The following is a 21,524-nucleotide window of genomic DNA, read 5'->3' as shown; positions in this document are numbered from 1 at the left end:
TATGCCTACACTCTAGCATAAATCTGGAGTATACTCAAGGTTTATATCAGTTTTCGTAAAAATAGTATATTGACCTAAAGCAGACTCTATGATTTATTATGGTAGCACGATAAAGAAAAACGGGTAGAATTCATATAAAAAGTGAGGTATGGATGATGAAAATATTAAAAAAAGCTCAGGAGAGGACCGAGGAGGACAGAAAAGAGCTGTCCCGTATGGTACAGGAGATTATTGACAATGTACGGGGAAACGGGGATGAGGCGCTTAAGGAGTACAGCAGAAAGTTTGACCAGTGTGAGCGGGTTTCCATGCGCGTATCAAAAGAGGAGGTCCGGGAAGCTTATATGCAGCTTTCTCCCCAGGAGGTAGCTGACTTAAAAGCAGCGGCATCCAATATACAGGCATTTGCCAAAGCCCAGAGGGAGACGGTGAAACCTCTTGAAAACTTCAGCCCTATGCCGGGAATCTTTCTGGGACACAGGATCATTCCCGTAAAATCCTGCTGTTGTTATGTGCCGGGAGGAAATTATCCCCTTTATTCCACAGCGCTTATGCTGATCATTCCGGCCAAGACTGCCGGCGTGGAGCGTGTGACTGCATGTTCGCCGGTCATGAAGGGAACCGGAAAGATTAATCCTAAGACCCTGGCTGCCATGGATATTGCAGGTGTGGATGAGATCTATGCAGTGGGCGGGGCCCAGGCGATCGCAGCTTTTTCCTATGGAACGGAAGAGATTGCCCCGGTGGATATGATCGTTGGGCCGGGCAACCGTTTCGTGACAGAGGCCAAGAGACAGTGTTATGGTCAGGTGGGAATTGACTTTGTAGCAGGTCCCAGTGAAGTTCTGGTGATCGCGGACGGCAGCGGAACGCCTGAGATCGTGGCTGCTGACCTGCTGGCACAGTCTGAACACGATGTCAATGCAAAGGGCATGGTGGTCACCACAGATGAGGCATTCGGAAAAGCCGTGATGGAGGCAGTGGAAAGAGAACTGGAACAGCTTGAAACTGCTGATATCGCCAGAAAATCCTGGGAGACATACGGTGAGGTAGTTGTGGTATCTGATCTTGATGAGGCTGTAAACCTTGTAAATGAATACGCTCCGGAGCATTTGGAGCTGAATGTGCAGAATCCTGATGCGTTGATTCCGGGACTCTGCAACTATGGTTCTCTTTTTATAGGAGAGAATACAGCGGAGGTGTTTGGGGATTATGCTTCCGGTACCAATCACACGCTGCCAACACTGAAAGCGGCCCGTTATACCGGTGGTGTGTGGGTGGGAACCTTCCTGAAAACATGTACCCAGCAGAGTATGACCCCGGAAGCCATGAGAAATATTGCGCCTCTTGTCTCCAGACTGGCTGACGGCGAGGGCTTGAAAGGGCACAGGCAGGCGGCTGATATCCGCTTCACAAGCCCAAAATAAAGGCAGGAATAAGACATAACAGAGAGAGGGAGACTTCACAGTGAGTAATCAGAATACAAATACATTGAAAAGAACCTTCGGAATGAAGGAAGCTGTAACCATCACCGTTGGCACCGTGGTAGGCGTTGGTCTGTTCACTACAGGAGCCAATGTGGTGGGCGGCCTTGGTCCGGCCGTTATCCTGGCTACATTTGTTGCTATGCTTATCAGTATTTATCCGGCGCTGCTGTATGCGGAGATGGGAGCTGCGCTCCCCTACGCTGGCGGCACATATCAGTATGCATCCCTGGGTATAGGAAAACCCATGGGTATGCTTGCCGGGTGGAATTTTATAATTTCCCTGGTAGCGGTTACCAGCGGGGAGGCACTGGCGTTTAGTTTTTATTTCAAAACATTTTTCTCTGCACTGGGCATTGAGCTGCCTGTGAGCGACCGTGTGGTTGCCACAGTGGTGGTAATCGCGTTCATTATCACCAACGTCCGCGGTGTGGAAATGACCGGAAAGCTTCAGAATGGATTCATGTTCTTTTTCTGGGGCGTAGCGATCATCTGGTTTTTGACCATGCTGCCGAACGTAAATATGCCTAATTTCGTTAAACTCCCTGATTTTATTGCCCAGTCCACTCCGCTTGGTTTTATCGCATCTGTCAGTATGATTTGGTGGTGCTTTGCGGGATTTGAGACCTGCTGCGCTATGGGGGAGGAAATCAAATATCCGCAGATCAATATTCCCCGTGCACTGTTTCTTGCGCCGTTTATTGTTTTTGCGGTAAATGCAGCGTTTCAGTGGTTCTTGGTTGGTATCGTTCCGACAGAACAGATCGCCACGCTGTCCACAGCAAGCGCGCCTTTTGCCGAAGCTATGAAAACAGCAGGTATCCTTGGCTTTCCGCTGATCCTTCTGGCAGCCGGAATTGCGTTCGGCGGAGATTTTTCAACTTTGAATGCCAGTATCGCCGTACCGCCCAGATATCTTTTCACCATGGCACGTGACGGCGCCATGCCGAAAATATTTGCAAAAGTACACCCGAAATACAAGACACCTTATATCTCAATCATTGTGCTTGGCCTGCTTTCTGCTTTTCTGATCGCGTCCAACTCTATGATCTACATAGCATCCGTGAGTCTGTTTGCAGATTTGTTTTATTATGTGATCGGCATTGCGGCATCTTTTGGGCTTCGCAGAAAGCATCCCGATTTAAAACGCCCCTTTAAGGCGCCGGGAATTATGATCGGGGCGCCGCTCAGTGTTATCATTTATCTTATCATGATGACCCAGCTTGACCGGGAAGCACTGGTGACAGGTGTGATCTGGTGCATTCTCGGACTGATCATATATGCTGTCTGTCGGAAACGCTATCAGAGTGATGAGACAAAAGAGATGGACCGTATCATTATGGAAGAAGATATTCCGACACCACAGGAGAGACAGAAGATGGACAAGGAATTTAAGATTTGGAGAACCGTTGTTGCATGTGCTGTTGTCATAGCGATTGTGGCATATGTGATACCGTTTGTTGCTGTATAAGGACAGCAGGATGTCTGAAGGGCAGCCGGTTCGGATTAATATATAATCCGTGCCGGTTGTTTTGCATATATGGAAAATAGAGACAAATTTGGCGGGTTTTGAACCGGCAGAATTTGTTGTATATCACGAAAACAGAATATATGTTCGATATACATTGAGGAAATTTGCAAAGTGTGATAAACTATGTTTATCGCAGGATGGCTGCCGGATAAAAGCAGTAAATGCACATTTTTGATTGGATAACTGCTGATACGGTGTAATTATTCAGTAGGTCTGCGCATTTACTGCGCTGACCGTAAGAAAACGTTTAGCAGCCGGGCAAAAACTTCATCACCAAAGGCGATTTTGCATGGATTTTTGCTTGTAACTGTGAGGGTACTGAACAGTTACGATACGGTTTATAATATAAGTGGAAGGGTGGAATATATGACAATTGATGAAATATACACCGGTGAATCAAAAAATCTGGAATTTAAGCAGGAAGTGCCGGCCAGAAGTGAGCGATATATGAAAACAGTTGTTGCTTTTGCGAACACAGCAGGGGGCAGGCTGGTTTTCGGTGTGGAGGATGGGACGCACAGGATTATAGGAGTGCCGCAGGAAATGGTATTTGAGACCATGGACAGTCTCATCAATGCAATCTGTGACAGCTGTACGCCCATGATCATTCCCGATATTACCCTGCAGACCGTAGAAGACAAGACACTGATCGTTGTAGAGATTTATCCTGGAGGGCAGCGTCCCTATTATATCACTGCATTAGGAAAAGAGAACGGCACATATGTACGGATTTCAGGAACTTCACGGCCGGCGGACAGTTATTTGCTGAGGGAGCTGGAGTTTGAAGGAATGAACAGGTGTTTTGATCAGACATATGCGGCGCCGAGGCTGGCAGAGGAGGGACAAATCAGGGAACTGTGCAGTTCCATGAGGCAGTATGCGCTGAAAATGTGCAGCACGGAAAATGAAAGGGCAGCAGTGAAGAACGTGACAAGAAGCAATCTGTTGTCCTGGGGTATACTGACAGAGAAAGAGGGAAAAATACTGCCGACAAATGCGTTTGTACTGTTGACAGACAACAATTTTCTGCAGGCTAAAATACAGTGTGCCGTATTTAGAGGAACAACGAGAGGTGAGTTTCTGGAGAGACGTGAGTATACAGGGCCGATTTACAAACAAATAGACGAAGCCTACAATTTTGTGCTGCGCAATATCCGGTATGGGGCGAAATATAAAGGTTTGTACAGAGTGGATGACTATGAACTGCCGATTCTCTGCATTCGTGAGATTATTGCCAATGCGGTGACGCACAGAAGTTATCTGAACCCGGGATGCGTACAGGTTGCGTTGTATGATGACCGGCTGGAGGTCACATCTCCGGGTATGCTGTTTGGCGGACTGACACTTGCGCAGATGAGGGAGGGATATTCCAAGCCCAGAAACAGGGCGATTGCCAATGCTTTTACCTATATGAAAATAATGGAACAATGGGGCAGTGGTGTACCTAAAATGTTGAAGATGTGCAGGGAGTTTGGTGTGGAAGAGCCTGAATTTTCGGAAGAAGGTGTGGATTTTCGCGTAAATCTATACCGGGAGTCCGCACGGAATTCGTTTTTGGTTATGGAAGAACCGGCAGAATACAGAGCCGGAAAACAAATGGAGCAGGCAGGGCTGACGGTTGAAAACACTACCCAAACGGCCGGGAACACTACCCAAATGGCCGGAAATACTACCCAAATGATGGGAAACACTACCCAACCAATACGGAACACTACCCAATTAATTCCGAATGCTGCCAAAACAGCCGAAGATACAATCCAATCAATACCGGATACTACCCAAACACCCGAGGTGCGCATGTCAGCTTATGACAGACAGCTTCTGCAGGCAGTTAGAAAATATCCATATATATCCCAGAGGGAACTGGCAGCAGAGCTGTGCTGGAATACAGACCGAGTAAAATATTATATGAAGAAATGGAAGGACAAGGGCGGTCTGCGCCGCGTGGGAAGCACACACAAAGGATACTGGCAGGTGCTTATCCGGGTGGAGTGAAAGAGGTAAGATCAGCCGCAAAGCATAAATGCAGTGCGGCTGTCCTTTTACAATTTATCGTATACTTTGGCTTTGTTGTCAGTAGTTTTGAGCAGCAGATATTTGCGGATGAAGAAGATGATAGCTATGGATATGATTCCTATCAAAGTATCGATCATGTTGAGATGTTCCACGATCATCTGTCTGGCAATGGCAAACATGAGCACCTCCAGCAGGTTTTCCGCCGTATGTTTTGCCAGCATCTTTACAAATTCCACCCCGATGATCAGAGTCAGGATATTGCCGAGAAATTCAGTAAACTGGCTGGCTTTTATGCTGAGCAGGGGAATGCTTATGAAATTGTAGATCATGGGTATGATCAGAACTATGATCACCACCAGCATGATTGCTGACAGGGCAATTTCAGTGTAGCGGGAAATTGTGTAAATCAGTTCGTTCAGTTTGTTTTTCATACTTATCTCCGTTTCATTTGTACTATTGTTCTAAAAATTGTGATTAACACATTCTCGTCTTTTCCATTCTAACATAAAATACAGGGTGAGCAAGAAAAATCTGCAAAAAATAACGAAATTATCCCAAGAAAATCCCTGTACTTCATTGCTTTGACGTGATAAATATGTTAATATAGGAAGCACAGACAGTCCCCGCGGGAAAGGGCATATGTTTCCCTGAAACGGATAAGGGCTGGGAAATGAAGGGAAGAAAGTTATGATTTGGGCAAAAGAAGAGACATTATCCCGGGAGGAGATCAAGGAAATTCAGACTGCACGCCTCAGAGAGACGGTGGAGCGGGTCTATCATACAGTCGAGCCTTACCGGAAGAAAATGGATGAGGCGGGCCTGAAGCCGGAAGATATCAGAGGTCTTGAAGACTTACATAACCTGCCGTTTACAACAAAGCAGGACATGAGGGATAATTATCCGTTTGGGCTGTTCGCAGTGCCAAAGAAGGATTTGATTCGTATTCACGCATCAAGCGGAACAACAGGAAAGCCCACTGTGGTTGGGTATACCAGAAAGGATCTGGATGTCTGGTCAGAGTGCGTTTGTCGTATTGCGTGTATGGGCGGAGCGCAGCCTGACGAGATTGCGCAGATTTGTTTCGGATACGGTATGTTTACCGGAGCGCTTGGACTTCACTACGGACTGGAGAGGCTTGGGGCTGCTATTGTTCCCTCCTCAACAGGAAATACAGAGAAGCAGCTTATGTTTATGAAGGATTTCGGTACAACCCTGCTGATCGCAACACCTTCCTATGCGCTGCGCATTGCAGAGGTTGCGGAGCAGATGGGCATACACCCTCAGTGTGATCTGAGCATGAGGACAGCGCTGGTGGGAAGTGAGCTGATGACAGAAGCCATGCGCCAGGAGATGTACAAAGCCTGGGGCGATCATATGAATATTACACAGAATTACGGTATGAGCGAATTGATGGGACCCGGAGTCTCCGGAGAATGCCTGGAGTTAAACGGCATGCATATCAATGAGGACCATTTTATACCTGAAATCATTGATCCGAGAACCGGTGAGGTTCTCCCTCCGGGAGAGAAGGGGGAGCTGGTCATCACCTGTATATCCAAGGAAGCGCTGCCGCTGATCCGTTACCGCACCAAGGATATCACAAGGCTGATGTACGAGCCCTGTAAATGCGGCAGAACCACTGTGCGGATGGAGAATCTGCTTGGAAGAACAGATGATATGCTGAAAATCCGCGGGGTCAACGTATTCCCGAGTCAAATCGAGGAAGTGCTCCTGGGGATTGAGGAGTGCGGACCGCACTATGAGATCGTGGTGGACAGAAAGAACCACAGCGACACCCTGGAAATCCGTGTGGAAGTCCTTTCTGATTATATGATGGACTCCTATGCAGCGCTCCAGGAGCTGGAGAAGAAGATCAAGTCCAAGATTCGTGTGGTTCTGGGACTGGATATAAAGGTTTCTCTGGTATCACCGAATTCTATACAACGTTTTGAGGGAAAAGCGAAACGTGTGATTGATTTAAGAAAGAATTAGTTTTACAATATCAGTAACGATTCCATTGACTGCATCGTTACCATAATTACAGAAAGAAGGTAGGAGACGTGGGCGAAAAGAAAATCATGCTTGGCAACGAAGCCATTGCAAGAGGTGCCTGGGAGGCAGGGGTAAAGGTTTCTGCAGCATATCCGGGAACACCAAGCACAGAGATCAGTGAGAACATTGTAAAATATAAGGAAATTTATGCAGAGTGGGCCCCCAATGAAAAAGTGGCAACAGAGGTGGCAATCGGTGCGTCCATCAGCGGTGTGCGTGCTCTGGCATCCATGAAGCATGTAGGTCTGAATGTGGCAGCAGATCCGCTCTATACAGCGGCATACACAGGTGTGACCGGCGGTCTGGTCCTGGTTGTGGCAGATGATCCCGGAATGTACAGTTCCCAGAATGAGCAGGATACCAGAGCGGTTGCAAGGGCAGCGCAGGTTCCGGTACTGGAGCCGTCAGATTCCCAGGATGCAAAAGATTTTGTAAAGCTGGCTTATGACATCAGTGAAAAATATGATACGCCGGTATTTGTAAGGACAACAACACGTCTGGCACATTCCCAGGGTATCGTGGAGCTGGAGGACAGAGTGGAGAGAGAAGACACTCCTTATGAGCGCAAGTTCCAGAAGTATGTCATGATGCCGGGCAATGCCATCAGACGCCATCCGGTTGTGGAAGAGAGAATGAAGAAGCTGGCCGAAGATGCCAACAGCCTGGAAATCAATAAAGCAGAGTATAATGACACGTCCATTGGTTTCATTACCAGCGGTATTCCGTATAATTATGTAAAGGAAGCAATGCCCAACGCCAGCGTACTGAAATTAGGCATGGTACATCCGCTGCCGAGAAAGCTCATTGAAGAATTTGCCTCTAAAGTTGATAAGCTTTACATATTTGAGGAACTGGAGCCTGTATTTGAGGAGCAGATCAAATCCTGGGGAATCCCATGTTCAGGAAAAGATGTATTTACTCTGCAGGGTGAATACAGTGCCAACATGATCCGCCGCAGAGTGCTGGGCGAGGAGATTGAGGCTGCAGCACCGGCACCGGTACCGGCACGTCCGCCGATCCTCTGTCCGGGATGTCCGCACAGAAGCGTTTACTCTGTTCTGAAGAAAATGAAGATTCATGCAGCCGGTGATATCGGATGTTACACTCTGGGCGCAGTTGCTCCGCTGAGTGTTGTGGACACCACGATCTGTATGGGAGCATCCATCAGTTCCCTGCACGGTATGGAGAAGGCCAGAGGTAAAGAATATGTCAAGGACTGGGTGGCTGTCATCGGAGATTCCACTTTCATGCATACAGGTGTGAACTCCCTGATGAACATGGTTTACAACCAGGCTACCGGAACGGTTATTATTCTTGATAACTCCACCACAGGTATGACGGGCCACCAGGACCATGCCGCAACCGGCAAAACCCTGAAAGGCCAGGTGGTTCCGGCCATTGATATCTACAAACTCTGCAAAGCCATCGGTATTGAGCATGTCAATGTGGTGAATGCCTTTGATATTAAGGAACTGGAAAAGACGATCAGGGAGGAAGTGGCAAGAGATGCTGTATCCGTGATCATTGCCCAGGCACCATGCGCATTGTTAAAGACCAATGTATTTAAGACAAAATGCAGACCGGTTTCAGAGAAATGTAAAAAATGCGGGCTTTGTTTAAGACCGGGATGTCCGGCTCTTACCAAGAATGAAGATGGAACGATTTCCATTGATGATACCATGTGCAACGGCTGCGGACTCTGTAAACAGCTCTGTCCTGCTGATGCAATAGAGGAGGTAGAAGTGTAATGGCAACGAGAAATATTATGATAGTGGGAGTCGGCGGTCAGGGAACACTTCTCACCAGCCGTATTTTAGGAGGACTTGCCGTGGAAGGCGGTTATGATGTAAAGCTTTCCGAGGTACATGGAATGGCGCAGAGGGGCGGAAGTGTAGTTACCTTTGTCCGCTATGGAGAAAAAGTACAGGAGCCAATCGTGGAGGAAGGTCAGGCGGATGTTCTGATCGCGTTTGAAAGGCTGGAGGCACTGCGTTACCGTCAGTTCCTGAAAAAAGACGGTGTTATCATTGTTAACGACCAGAGAATTGACCCGATCACAGTTGTGACAGGCGTTGCGGAGTATCCGGAAGGAATCCTGGATACCCTTCGCGAGACCCACAAAGTCTACGCTGTGGATGCCATGAAGGTGGCAAAGGAACTGGGGAATCCCAAGGTGTTCAATGTCATTGTACTGGGTGTGGCTGCACAGCACATGGACTATTCAAAGGAAGAATGGCTCAATGTGATTGAAAAGACCGTTCCGCCTAAGACAGTGGAGATGAACAAAAAGGCATTTCTGACCGGTTATGAGTTGAAATAATTGCTGTATGGGGTCTAAAGACTAAAAGCAGCTAAAATTCCCTGTCTTCTTAAATGCAGAGGGCAGAGAAAGGATAGGTAGCATAAATGTTTATAGAACAATTATCCATATTTCTGGAGAATCGTCCGGGAAAGCTGAAGGGGATCGCGGATGCGCTCAAGGAGAAAAATATTAATATTATCTCCCTGGGACTTTCTGACACCACGGACTATGGTATTGCAAGGATGATTGTGTCTGATTCTGCCAGAGCCAAACAGGTACTGCTGGAAAAAGGGTATACGGCAGTGCTGACACCTGTGCTTGTAGTAGAACTGCAGCAGGAGGTAGGCGCGCTGAGCCAGATTCTGGATACCTTAAGTACAAAAGGGTTGAATCTGGAATATATGTATGCGCTGGTTACCGGCAAAGAGGGCGGTGCTATGGTTGTGAAAACCTCAGACCAGGCACGTACCTACCAGACATTAAAAGATGCGGGCATGAAAATGTTCTCGGAAGAAGAACTGAATGAACTGAAAAAATAAGAACTGGATACAGAAGAATTAAGAAGCGTCCGCTTTTCACAGCGGAAAGCGGCGCCTCTTTTTCTTTGCAATTATTGCTTTAGTGGTTTAAACCGTTGCGGTTTAAAGTGTAAGTGAAATCATAATAAAAAAGGAGAATAAAAAAGATGGAGATTAAGATACTGTTTTTGCTGCTGTTTTTCGGCTCTATGGTGGGTATTGGGCTGTATTCCCGAAAACATGCTACAAATGTGGCGGGATTTGTACTGGGAGGAAGGAGCGTAGGCCCCTGGCTTACGGCATTTGCATATGGAACATCCTATTTTTCCGCAGTTGTGTTTGTAGGTTATGCAGGACAGTTTGGATGGAAGTACGGACTGGCAGGTACGTGGATCGGGATAGGCAATGCCATAATCGGAAGTCTTTTGGCATGGGTAGTCCTCGGACGAAGGACACGTGTCATGACAAAGCATCTGCATGCGGCCACCATGCCGGATTTCTTCGGCAAACGTTTTGACAGTAATGCACTCAGGATTGCGGCATCAGCCATTGTATTTATTTTCCTGGTACCTTATACCGCATCCATTTATAACGGGCTGTCCAGATTATTTGAGCTGGCCTTTGATGTACCGTACGCAGCATGCGTGGTAGTTATGGCTGCCCTGACCGGAGCGTATGTGATTCTGGGCGGTTATATGGCGACCGCTATCAATGACTTTATCCAGGGGATTATCATGCTGTTCGGTATTGCTGCTGTGATCGGTGCTGTCTTAAGCGGCCAGGGTGGATTCACAGAGGCAGTGAGACAGCTTGCGTCAATTCCCAGCGATGTTCCGGCAACAGCAGGACAGTCAGGTGCCTTTACCTCATTTTTCGGACCTGACCCCATTAATCTTCTGGGAGTTGTTATCCTGACCTCCCTTGGCACTTGGGGGCTTCCGCAGATGGTTCAGAAATTCTATGCCATTAAGGACGAGAAGGCGATTCAGACCGGAACGGTAGTTTCCACTGTATTTGCCATTGTGATCTCCGGAGGATGTTATTTCCTGGGAGGATTTGGACGGCTTTTTGATACCCCCTCCTTATATAAAGCAGACGGCACTGTGATCTATGACGGTATTGTTCCTTATATGCTGTCCACACTGCCGGATATTTTGATCGGCGTTGTGATCGTACTGGTGCTCTCCGCGTCCATGTCAACGCTTTCTTCCCTGGTTCTGACATCCAGCTCTACACTGACGCTGGATTTCCTGAAAGGGACTGTGGCAAAGGATATGAGCGAGAAAAATCAGCTTCGTGTGATGCGTGGACTGATCGTTGTGTTTATTGTAATCTCCGTTGTACTTGCCCTTGATCCGCCTACATTTATCGCTCAGCTCATGGGAATTTCATGGGGAGCGCTGGCAGGAGCATTTTTGGCGCCGTTTTTATTCGGTCTCTACTGGAAGAGAACGACAAAGCTGTCTGTATGGGTCTGCTTTATAGCAGGAATCGGCATTACGGTATCCAATTTGTTCCTACATTATATTGCATCCCCCATTAATGCAGGGGCCTTTGCTATGGTAGTCGGATTTGTTGTAGTGCCGGTGGTAAGCCTTGTCACTCCTAAAATGGAGAAAGAGAAGGTGGAGGATATTTTCTTCTGTTACAATCAGGAAGTGGTCTCCACGCCGAAAAAGGTATTGCCTGAGGAAAAAGAGGACGGCGGTTCCCTTGCAGTAGAGGCATAGTTGTTAAAAATGTATCCGCTAATTATTACGAAAAAGTGCCATTTTGTAACAAATATTTAATGAATTGGAAATTTACCCCTTGCATCTGTAATAATTATGTGGTATTATGGGTGACAGATAAGAAATATTTCAAAAATGTTACAGGTAGTTACAGATTCAGACATGAATAGTGAGGTACATAATAATGAAAAAAAGATTTCTTATTCTCAGTCTTATTTTTACAATGGCCATGACCCAGGTTGTGCCGGTAGCAGCCGCAAGGGAAGATGACGTGCAGGCTGAGAAGGCAGAGACACAGAGTAAATTATCAGCAGCAGAGAGCAAAGAATCTGAGTTGGAAGACCAGAAAAACGCGTTATTGAACGAAATCGACTCCATTGACCAGAACCTTGTACAGGTTATGGCACAGATTGATATTCTGAATGGTGAGATTACAGATAAAGAAAGTGCCATCGGCCAGACAAAAGAAGATTTGGCTGTAGCGGAAGCAAACCGTGACAAACAGTACGAGGATATGAAGAAGAGAATCCAGTACCTGTATGAGAACGGGGGCTCCAATGCATGGGCACAGATGCTTTTAGAGTCTGACAGTATCACAGGACTTCTCAGCAAGGCAGAGTATACAGAGAAAATGTATCAGTATGACAGAGATGAGCTGAAGAAGATGAAGGAAACAGTTCAGGAAGTCACAGATCTTGGCAATCAGCTCGCCCAGGAAAAAGCAGAACTGGAAGAGATGAAACAGGCTCAGGAACAGCAGCAGGCAAGTCTGCAGAGTGCTCTTGATGAAAAGAAAGCAACAGCTTCTGATTATGAGACACAGATTGCAAATGTGCGTGCACAGGCAGATGAATACAGAAGCCTGATCGAACAGCAGAATGCAGAGCTTCAGAAGATCCAGGAAGAGAAAGCACGTCAGGCAGAGGAAGCGAAGAAAGCTGAAGAAGCCAGAAAAGCACAGGAGAAGGCAGCTCAGGAAGCAGAGCAGAAAGCAAAGGATGATGCTGAGGAAGAGGGCACCGGCCAGAACAGCACAGACGTAAGTTCAAATGACAGCAATACCAATGATAATACAGATAACGGAAACGATGCAACCAATGACAACAATGACGGAGAAGAGCCGGAAGACAATAATAATGATGTGACACCTCCGGCAGAGGAAACAAATACTCCGAATTACGACGAACCTGAGACACCGGATAATGAGGAACCCGAAGAGGAGCAGGGCAGTGACAGTGGTTACAGCGCTTCAGGACAGGCAGTTGTGGATTATGCAAGCCAGTTTATCGGCAATCCTTATGTTTGGGGCGGAACAAGCCTGACAAACGGTGCTGACTGTTCCGGGTTTGTACAGTCTGTATTTTCACACTTTGGTTACAGCCTGCCGCGTGTAAGTGATGACCAGGCTGGCGCAGGCCGCGGAATTTCCTATTCCGAATCCCGTGCAGGTGACATCATTGTATATTCCGGACACGTAGCAATCCTGACAGGTGACGGCGGAATCGTACATGCATCCAATTCTGCACCGTATCCGCAGGGCGGGATTAAATACTCCAGCAATGCGCTGTACAGACCATATATTGCAATCAGAAGAATTGTAGAGTAATTACATAGCCAGGTATTATATCATGCATAGCAGAGCCGTGCTTCCTCACCGAGAGGTGGAAGCACGGCTTTTATATATTATAGAAGGAACGCATCTGCTGTGATACCGCGATGTCAGCCCATCTGCCCTATGGGGCAGGGAATATATGGAAGGAATTTATAAAATATTACTATAAAATTTATTTTTGTAACAAAAACTTAAAGAATTAGGGGATTTCCTCTTGCAAGTGTAATAAATCTGTGATATCATAAGCGGGAAGTGAAAATTATTTCGGAAATATTACTTAGAGAATAGCAAATATTAAATACCAACAGTGAGGTACATAGCAGTATGAAAAAGAGATTCCTTTGTCTCAGCCTTATTTTTGCACTGACCGCAGCACAGGTAATGCCGGTGGCAGCTGCAAGAAAAGACGAAGTGCAGGCTGAAAAAGCAAACACACAGAGCAAACTGTCCGCAACAGAGAGCAAGGAAGCGGAGCTTGAAGAGAAAAAGAACAATTTACTTGGAGAGATTGATTCTCTGGATCAGAATCTGGTTCAGGTTATCGCACAGATTGACATACTGAAGGGTGAAATCTCTGACAAAGAGAACGCCATTGTAGAAACAAAAGAGGATTTAGCAGAAGCAGAGGCTGACCGCGATGAGCAGTATGCTGCAATGAAGAAAAGAATCCAGTATCTGTATGAGAACGGCGGAAGTGACGCATGGGCGCAGATGCTTCTGGAAGTCAACAGCATTACAGACCTGCTCAGCAAAGCTGAATACACGGAGAAGATGTATCAGTTTGACAGGGACGAGCTGGAGAAGCTGAGAGACACTGTTCAGCAGGTAACTGATTTGGGCAATCAGCTGGAGCAGGAAAAAGCTGAGTTAGAAGAGATGAAACAGGCTCAGGAAGACCAGCAGGCTAATTTAGAGACAGCACTGGAAGAGAAAAAAGCAGTTGCTTCTGATTATGAGACACAGATTGCAAATGTTCAGGCACAGGCAGATGAGTACAGAAGTCTGATTGAACAGCAGAATGCAGAGCTGCAGAAGATTCAGGAAGAAGAAGCAAGACAGGCTGCAGAAGCGAAAAAGGCAAGAGAGAAAGCTGCAAAAGAAGCTGAGGCGGCTGCACAGAGACAGGAGCAGCAGAACACACAGAAACCTCAGAATAATAACAATAATAACAACAATAATAATAACAATGACGATGTGGAAAATGAGGACGTGCCGGAGACTCCAAGTAATAATGGAGGCGGTAATAATGAGAACGTGCCGGAACCGGAAACTCCTTCCTATGAGCCGGAAGAAGAGGAACAGGGCGGCGGTGGATACAGCGCTACCGGAGAAGCGGTTGTTGCTTACGCAAGCCAGTTTATCGGTAATCCGTATGTGTATGGCGGCAACAGTCTGACAAATGGTATTGACTGTTCAGGATTTACACAGCAGGTATTCGCTCACTTTGGATACAGCATTTCCAGAACAAGTGATTCACAGGCGGGAGACGGACGCGGAATTTCTTATTCCCAGTCACGTGCAGGTGATATCATCGTTTATTCCGGACATGTTGCCATTCTGACAGGTGACGGCGGTATTGTACATGCATCTAACTCTGCACCGTATCCGCAGGGTGGAATTAAATATTCCAGTAATGCGTTGTATAGGCCTTATATTGCGGTTAGACGTATTGTAGATTGATTTTATTTAGTACATATTTGGGACTCATGCTTTTGGGAGCATGGGTCCTTTTTTGGTGTTTATGTGGGGAGGTGGCTTTCATGGGGGCGGGAAATCCAAAGCATCCGGGGCCGGCCGGTGTCTGTGTGGGGTGAGCGAAGCGTTGCGCTTGCCGGGAAGCTAACCTGCTCCCAGTCACTAAATTCGTCGGCAATGGCCTCCTCATTAAGTGTCTGGGGCAGGTGGATCTCCCCGGCGCTCCACTAAACATCGCTCACCCCACACAGACACCGGCCGGCCCCGGATGCTTTGGATTCCCCTGGGGATGATAGGGCGGGAGGAGGAGAAAAGGAAAAAGAAAAGAAAAAAGAAAAGAAAAAAGAAAGGATAAAAGAGAAAGGATATAATAAAAGATATAAAATAGGGGGTTTTAATGTGGAGTAAAATGGTGTATATTTTGAGTATGGGAGGGGAATGGAAAATGGGAATATCTTTTTTGAGGGTTTTGGAATATAATGGGGTTGTGGGGTAAAACTGATAATAAAGAGAGAAAGAAGGTATAAGAGTTGAAAACATTGGAGCTTAGAAAGAATTTTTATTGGACTGGGATTGTGGATTCAAATTTGCGGGTGTTTGATATTATAATGTATACAGAGTTTGGCACTACATATAACTCTTATGTGCTGAAATCCGGGGATAAGACGGTTTTGTTTGAGACTGCTAAGGTGAAATTCTGGGATGAGTATTTGGAGAAGGTGCAGGAGGTAACGGCAGTTGATGAGATTGATTATCTTGTTGTGAGTCATACGGAACCGGACCATGCGGGAAGTATTGAGAATCTGCTGAAGCTGAATCCGGGGCTGAAGATCGTGGCTACGGGCTGTGCGCTTGGGTTCCTGAAAGAGATCGTAAATGGTGATTTTACCGGGATTGCGGTGAAGGATAATGAGACCATGAAAATTGGGGACAAGACTCTGCGGTTCCTTGTGGTGCCGAATCTGCATTGGCCGGATACCATGTATACTTATATTGAGGAAGAACAGATTTTGGTGACTTGTGATTCTTTTGGGTCCCATTATGGATTTTCGGATGTGCTGGCAAGCAGGGTGACAGACAGGGAAGGATATATGCGGGCGACAAAGTATTATTTTGACTGTATTTTGGGTCCGTTTAAACCGTATATGCTGAAAGCGCTGGCAAGGGTCAGGGAGTTGGATGTGTCCATGATCTGTACCGGGCACGGGCCGGTGCTGGATGATAAGATTGAACAGATGTATGACATTTACGAGGAATGGTGTACAGTTGTGAATCCAAACAGCACGAAAACCGTGATTATCCCTTATGTGAGTGCTTACGGTTATACGAAAATGCTGGCAGAGCGGATTGCGAAAGGCGTGGAGGACAGCGGGGATATTGCTGTGCGCAGTTATGATCTGGTGGAAGCAGAGCAGGAGAAGGTGCTGGAGGAACTGGGATTTGCAGATGGTATCCTGTTCGGCACACCGACTATTTTGGGAGAGGCATTGAAGCCTGTCTGGGATCTGCTGATTTCCATGTATCCCGTGACTCATGGGAAGAAGCTGGCAAGTGCGTTCGGAAGTTATGGCTGGAGCGGTGAGGGCGTGCCTCATGTGATGGAGCGGCTGAAACAGCTTCGGATGAAGACGATGGACGGCTTTCGCGTGCGGTTTAAACCCAGTGAGGCGGACTTGATCGATGCCTATGACTTTGGCTATAATTTCGGCTGTACCCTTCAGAATAAGGAAAATGAGAGGAAGTCAGGCAGAAGCAGACTGGTGAAGTGTCTGGTGTGCGGTGCTATTTTTGATTCCTCCATTGATATATGCCCGGTATGCGGAGTGGGAAAAGAGCATTTTGTACCTGTTGAGGAAGAGGAAAATCAGTTTAGCAGGGACACAAAGAATTTTTATCTTATTCTTGGAAATGGTGCCGCAGGTATCAGTGCTGCGGAGGCTATCAGGCAGAGGGATAAGACAGGGTCTATTACCATGATTTCCAATGAAATTTACAGTACCTATAACAGGCCCATGCTGACAAAATCTATTATGGCAGATTTAGATGCCGGTCAGATCGCTGTGCACGAGACTTCCTGGTATGAGGAGAACAGAGTATTCCAGATTTTGGGACGCCGGGTGGAGCGGATTGATACGGACAGCAAAGAGGTGGTTCTGGATGACGGCATGAAGCTGAAATATACGAAGCTTATCTATGCTCTTGGAGCAGAGTGTTTTGTGCCGCCTATGAAGGGCGTGGAGAAGAAGAACGTATTTGCAATCCGCAGGCTGGATGATACGAAGAAGATTGCGGATGTGCTTCCCCAGGTGAAAAATGTGGCAGTGATCGGCGGCGGTGTGCTTGGCCTGGAGGCTGCCTGGGAACTGAAGAAAGCAAAATGCCGTGTGACAGTGTTGGAGCTTGCCCCTGTGATCATGGGACGCCAGTTGGATGAACCGGCAGCCGAGCTTTTGAAGAAGATAAGTGAAGCGCAGGATATCGAAATCCGTACCGGCGTTAAGATCGCGGCTTTGGAGGGAGAAGATTTTGTCTCCGGAATCCGTATGGAGGATGGCGAGGTGCTCCCGGCTGATATGGTGGTGGTTTCCTGCGGCGTGAGGGCCAATACCGCAGTGGCAAAAGAGGCAGGTCTTGAAGTGGACCGCTCTGTTGTGGTCAATGCCAGGATGGAAACCAGCGCAGAAGATATTTATGCGTGTGGTGACTGTGCTCAGTATCAAGGCATCAATTATGGTCTGTGGAGCCAGGCTGTGGAACAGGGCAAGACTGCAGGTGCCAATGCAGCAGGGGACAATCTGGAATATGAGACGGTATCCGCTGCGCTGAACTTCCATGGAATGGGGACTGCGCTTTTCGCGGCAGGTGATAATGGTAAGAATCCAAATCTGATCTATAAAACAGTTGAGTTTAAGGATATGGGGAAAAAGCAGTATCAGAAATTCTATTTCCTGAATAACAGACTGTGCGGTGTGATTTTGATCGGAGATGTAAGCCGTCTGGCGGAGATGACGGAGGCTCTGGAAAGACATACCACGTATCAGGAAGTGATGAAATAGTATTTGCGGGAAACCAGGCAGGGTGTGTAGCTCTGCCTGGTTTTTTACGGCTTTTAAGGGGTCTCTCTATAGGACAGCAAAATGTGAAGTGGCCAAGGTGACATGGATCTTCTGGCAGTTGTTTAGCAGCATATAACCAGGGAGAGAAAAGGAATTGGAATTTTAATACTGGAAAACACCGGAGAACTAATAATGACCAAAATTCATATTTGATGACTGTAAATATTGGTGAATCTTTTTTGGGCAGTAGTGCTATAATGAACTTGTAACAAAAGGAAATACTTAAAACAACCTCATACGAGGCATGCTAAGCGATCAGGTTTTTCGGAGGAAAAGATAAATGAATACTTTAAAAGCTGAAAAAAGAAACATGAACGTGAAAGCAAGGAGATTAAGAAGAGAAGGTTTTGTCACAGGAAACCTGTTCGGACGGGAACTGCAGGGATCCATTCCGCTAAAGATAGCCAAAAGAGATGTGGAGCAGCTCCTCAAGACGGAAAGAAAAGGCGGACAGGTTATGCTGGAAATAGATGGACAGACCTATGATGCGCTGATTAAAGAAATCGATTACAATGCTATGGCTCGGTGTGTAGAGGAGATTGATTTTCAGGCTTTGATCAGCAATGAAAAAGTACATTCTGTTGCTGAGGTTGTATTATTAAATCATGAAAATGTGATAGAAGGAGTTCTGCAGGAGATCTTAAAAGAAATTTCATATAAAGCGGTTCCGGCAGCACTGGTGGAAAAAGTAATCGTTGATGTGGGAAATATGCGTGCCGGTGATTCCCTCCGGGTAAAGGATCTGGAGATCAGCCAGAACAAGGATATTGAACTGATGACAGATCCGGAGGCCGTTGTTGTGAGCGTATCAGCAGTACACAATTCACTGCCGGATGATACAGAGGAAGAGGAAACACAGGAATAGTGTTTTAACATGGAACTTAAAAAATGCCATAAGCCCCTTGCCGCGTGTAACGGTAAGGGGCTTATGGCATTTTTCATGGACGGTTTATGATTTGTATAATGTGGTCGATCTGTTTCAGGAAAGCGTGGTGTCCGGCCGCTTTATATCCGGGTGTGTTTCTCCTGGAATATGCGCAGGCTTATGGGGTTTGTGAAAAAGTATGGCATGCATGTGCCGGCCCATAACCATGCTTTGCTATTTTGAAAGTTCAGATGTGCAGTGAGGGCACCGCACAGCATCAACTGCAATTTCACTTTTACAGAAAGGACATACCTTTGTTGCCGGGGCTGCCGGCTCTTCTTTTTTCTGCCCAAAAGAGAGAAATTTATTGATTCCCTTCATAAGACAGAATAAAATCAATGCCATGATCAGAAAATTAATAACAGCAGATACAAAAGCTGAGGCAAATCCGGCAATATCCTGTGCATTATATTTTGCATGTCCGGTCAGAAAATTCAAAATGGGATTAATAAAATTGTCCGTCAGAGATGTCACAATCCCGGAAAAAGCGCCGCCGATTATGACGCCGACGGCCATGTCCATAACGTTGCCGCGGAGTGCAAATGACTTGAACTCCTCTATAAATTTTTTCATGGTGTACCTCCTGGTTTCTCTTTTGTATTTTTAATTAAGCATACCATATATTTCGATGATTTCCAAATAAAGATAATATTTCATATAGATAAAAACTGACTGCAGAAAATCAACTATGCTATTTGATATGGAGATGCTGTTTCGAGCCATTCATGCGGTTAAGGAGCTCGCTTATCCGCTGGTCAGCCATTTTCTCGCCATAAGGATGTTTGTTGCGTGATGACCACTGTTCCGTATGACAGAGTGCTTTCCCCACGCATTTACGCGGGAGTTTGACAGCAGGGGCAGAGAGAATAGATTCCTATTTGGCTGTGATAATTTCATAGTTTTTAAGAATAATTTTTTGAAAAATGCACAAAATATTCCCAACTTTAATCCCAATGTGCTATAATACAAAAGTTGGGAATAAAAGTTGGGAAAAGGATGATGGTTTATGAATGTCGAAAAATTGGTTTTAGATTTATGTGCGTATAACAATGAACAGGAATGGTTTGAATTTAAAGAAAATTGGTTTCAGCCGGAAGGCTTGGGGGAATATATATCAGCTTTGTCAAATGCAGCAGCATTTCATTATAAGGCTCAGGCATATTTTGTGTGGGGTGTTAATGATAAGACACATGAAATTGTTGGTACAACATTTAATCAGTATTGCGACCATAACAAAGAGCCATACCAAAATTTTTTGGCAAGGAATCTGTCTCCAAGCGTCAATTTTTCGTTTGAGGAAGCAACTATAAATGACAAGAGGGTTGTTGTTTTAGTGATTCCTGCAGCACAGGAAATCCCGACAGCTTTTAAAGAAAAGCGATATATTCGTATTGGTTCTTCTAAAGCAAATTTGAAAGATTATCCGAAACGGGAAATCCAATTGTTCAAAATTTTGGACGGAAGAGTGGAGACCATTGAAACATTACCGGCGAAATATCAGGAACTGACATTTTCAAAATTATTTGGATATTATGGTTCAAAAGGGATTGTACTAAATAAGAAAACCTTTGAAAAAAATCTCGGATTAAGAAATAAAGATGGAGAATATAACCTGTTGGCACAGTTGCTTTCGGATAATTCACATTTTCCATTAAGAGTATCAATTTTTGAAGGAGAGACAAAAGGCTCCAATTTATTTTCTGTAAGAGAATTTGGAAATAATTGTCTGCTCTACAGTTTGGATGAGGTTTTAAGATATGCGGATGTATTAAATTTGATTCAGACAGATGAGAGCGAGCGTGTGGTGGAACGTACGGAAATACCATTGTTCGATAACAAAGCGTTTAGAGAAGCAATCATAAATGCTATTTTGCATAATCTGTGGATAAGCGGAAACGAGCCAATGATTTCTGTATTTTCAGATAGAATAGAAATTTTATCAAGAGGAACACTGGCACCGGCGCAGACTTTGGAAGGCTTTTTCCTGGGAGAATCAATCCCTGTAAATGAAAAGCTGTCAGAAATCTTTCTTCAGCTTCATATTAGTGAAAAATCAGGTCGTGGTGTGCCTAAGATTATTGAAACATATGGGAAGGAAGCATTTACCTTTAGAGAAAACTCGATTGTTGTTACAATCCCGTTTCAGCGAATAAAAAAATACGGGAATAAGGTTGGGAAAAAAGTTGGGAATAAAAAAGGATTAAATGCAAGAAGAGAAAGAATCATAACAGAAATAAGAGATAATCCGAACATTACTGCCAGGGAATTGCATCAAATACTGGGGATTAGTGAAACGGCAGTAGAAAATAATTTGACATTTTTAAAAGAAAATGGATATGTGGAAAGAGTTGGTTCTAAAAAGACCGGTTATTGGAAAGCTCTTGAGTAAGCATTATAACAGCTTGTTTACAAAAATCTTGGGGGTGGCTATGAGTTCCATGATGCTGTGCCAGATGGAAGGAAAGGTGCAGAAAATTAAATTCAATAAATTAGCACTCACCTCTTGACAGTGCTAACAAACAGTGTTATATTAGCACTAGAAC

Annotated in this window: 16 protein-coding genes; 14 read left to right on the top strand and 2 right to left on the bottom strand. The window is 45.7% G+C overall.

All coding sequences use genetic code 11. The features are described from left to right. The first annotated feature begins 152 nt into the window (after positions 1 to 152). The 3 genes from hisD (at position 153) to WMO65_RS12860 (ending at position 5,010) form a co-directional block, all read left to right on the top strand. Complete coding sequence (gene hisD, locus WMO65_RS12870) at positions 153 to 1,427, top strand: histidinol dehydrogenase (RefSeq protein ID WP_330641677.1); 1,275 nt, start codon at positions 153 to 155, stop codon at positions 1,425 to 1,427. A gap of 40 nt (positions 1,428 to 1,467) precedes the next feature. Further along, positions 1,468 to 2,955 (top strand): APC family permease, encoded by a 1,488-nt coding sequence (locus WMO65_RS12865; protein WP_033141408.1) that lies wholly within the window; start codon positions 1,468 to 1,470, stop codon positions 2,953 to 2,955. Between the two features lie 426 nt (positions 2,956 to 3,381). After that, entirely contained in the window at positions 3,382 to 5,010 is a 1,629-nt protein-coding gene (locus tag WMO65_RS12860; protein ID WP_148392835.1) for an ATP-binding protein, read from the top strand. Positions 5,011 to 5,057: 47 nt separating this feature from the next. Here WMO65_RS12860 and WMO65_RS12855 read toward each other — a convergent pair whose 3' ends face one another. Continuing rightward, entirely contained in the window at positions 5,058 to 5,462 is a 405-nt protein-coding gene (locus WMO65_RS12855; protein ID WP_033141406.1) for a phosphate-starvation-inducible PsiE family protein, read from the bottom strand. Positions 5,463 to 5,718: 256 nt separating this feature from the next. On the opposite strand from WMO65_RS12855, the gene WMO65_RS12850 reads away from it, so the two are divergent. The 10 genes from WMO65_RS12850 (at position 5,719) to WMO65_RS12805 (ending at position 18,921) form a co-directional block, all read left to right on the top strand. Next, a complete protein-coding gene (locus WMO65_RS12850) occupies positions 5,719 to 7,023 on the top strand; it encodes a phenylacetate--CoA ligase family protein (protein WP_033141405.1) in 1,305 nt (434 codons plus the stop codon). A gap of 68 nt (positions 7,024 to 7,091) precedes the next feature. Continuing rightward, entirely contained in the window at positions 7,092 to 8,831 is a 1,740-nt protein-coding gene (iorA, locus tag WMO65_RS12845; protein ID WP_033141404.1) for an indolepyruvate ferredoxin oxidoreductase subunit alpha, read from the top strand. After that, the gene (locus WMO65_RS12840; protein WP_033141403.1) at positions 8,831 to 9,403 is read left to right on the top strand and encodes an indolepyruvate oxidoreductase subunit beta; all 573 of its coding nucleotides are present in this window, start codon (positions 8,831 to 8,833) and stop codon (positions 9,401 to 9,403) included. Before iorA ends, WMO65_RS12840 begins: the two co-directional genes overlap by 1 nt. Before the next feature lie 86 nt (positions 9,404 to 9,489). After that, a complete protein-coding gene (locus WMO65_RS12835) occupies positions 9,490 to 9,924 on the top strand; it encodes an amino acid-binding protein (protein ID WP_033141402.1) in 435 nt (144 codons plus the stop codon). A gap of 146 nt (positions 9,925 to 10,070) precedes the next feature. Beyond that, positions 10,071 to 11,633, top strand: coding sequence for a sodium:solute symporter family transporter (locus tag WMO65_RS12830; protein WP_148392836.1), 1,563 nt, complete (start codon positions 10,071 to 10,073; stop codon positions 11,631 to 11,633). A gap of 184 nt (positions 11,634 to 11,817) precedes the next feature. Continuing rightward, positions 11,818 to 13,239 carry a C40 family peptidase gene (locus tag WMO65_RS12825; protein WP_148392837.1) on the top strand — a complete coding sequence of 474 codons (1,422 nt, stop codon included), beginning with the start codon at positions 11,818 to 11,820 and terminating at the stop codon, positions 13,237 to 13,239. 330 nt (positions 13,240 to 13,569) lie between these two features. Next, complete coding sequence (locus WMO65_RS12820) at positions 13,570 to 14,925, top strand: C40 family peptidase (protein ID WP_118593794.1); 1,356 nt, start codon at positions 13,570 to 13,572, stop codon at positions 14,923 to 14,925. 288 nt (positions 14,926 to 15,213) lie between these two features. Beyond that, entirely contained in the window at positions 15,214 to 15,348 is a 135-nt protein-coding gene (locus tag WMO65_RS12815; protein ID WP_255785803.1) for a hypothetical protein, read from the top strand. A gap of 122 nt (positions 15,349 to 15,470) precedes the next feature. Then, positions 15,471 to 17,996, top strand: coding sequence for an FAD-dependent oxidoreductase (locus WMO65_RS12810; protein WP_148392838.1), 2,526 nt, complete (start codon positions 15,471 to 15,473; stop codon positions 17,994 to 17,996). 340 nt (positions 17,997 to 18,336) lie between these two features. Further along, positions 18,337 to 18,921: a 50S ribosomal protein L25 gene (locus WMO65_RS12805; RefSeq protein ID WP_054351991.1), complete on the top strand. Its 585-nt coding sequence runs from the start codon at positions 18,337 to 18,339 to the stop codon at positions 18,919 to 18,921. A gap of 234 nt (positions 18,922 to 19,155) precedes the next feature. Here the strand turns inward: WMO65_RS12805 and mscL are convergent, their stop codons facing one another. Continuing rightward, on the bottom strand, positions 19,156 to 19,554 hold the full coding sequence (gene mscL / locus WMO65_RS12800) for a large conductance mechanosensitive channel protein MscL (RefSeq protein ID WP_103732781.1): 399 nt from the start codon (positions 19,552 to 19,554) through the stop codon (positions 19,156 to 19,158). 433 nt (positions 19,555 to 19,987) lie between these two features. Here mscL and WMO65_RS12795 point away from each other — a divergent pair, with 433 nt between their 5' ends. Then, the gene (locus tag WMO65_RS12795; RefSeq protein ID WP_148392839.1) at positions 19,988 to 21,370 is read left to right on the top strand and encodes an RNA-binding domain-containing protein; all 1,383 of its coding nucleotides are present in this window, start codon (positions 19,988 to 19,990) and stop codon (positions 21,368 to 21,370) included. Positions 21,371 to 21,524 lie beyond the last annotated feature (154 nt).

It is taken from the genome of Blautia caccae (assembly GCF_040095955.1).
Lineage (GTDB): Bacteria > Bacillota > Clostridia > Lachnospirales > Lachnospiraceae > Blautia > Blautia celeris.
Note: the sequence above shows the minus strand (reverse complement) of the source record. Positions and strands in the feature narration are given on the sequence as shown.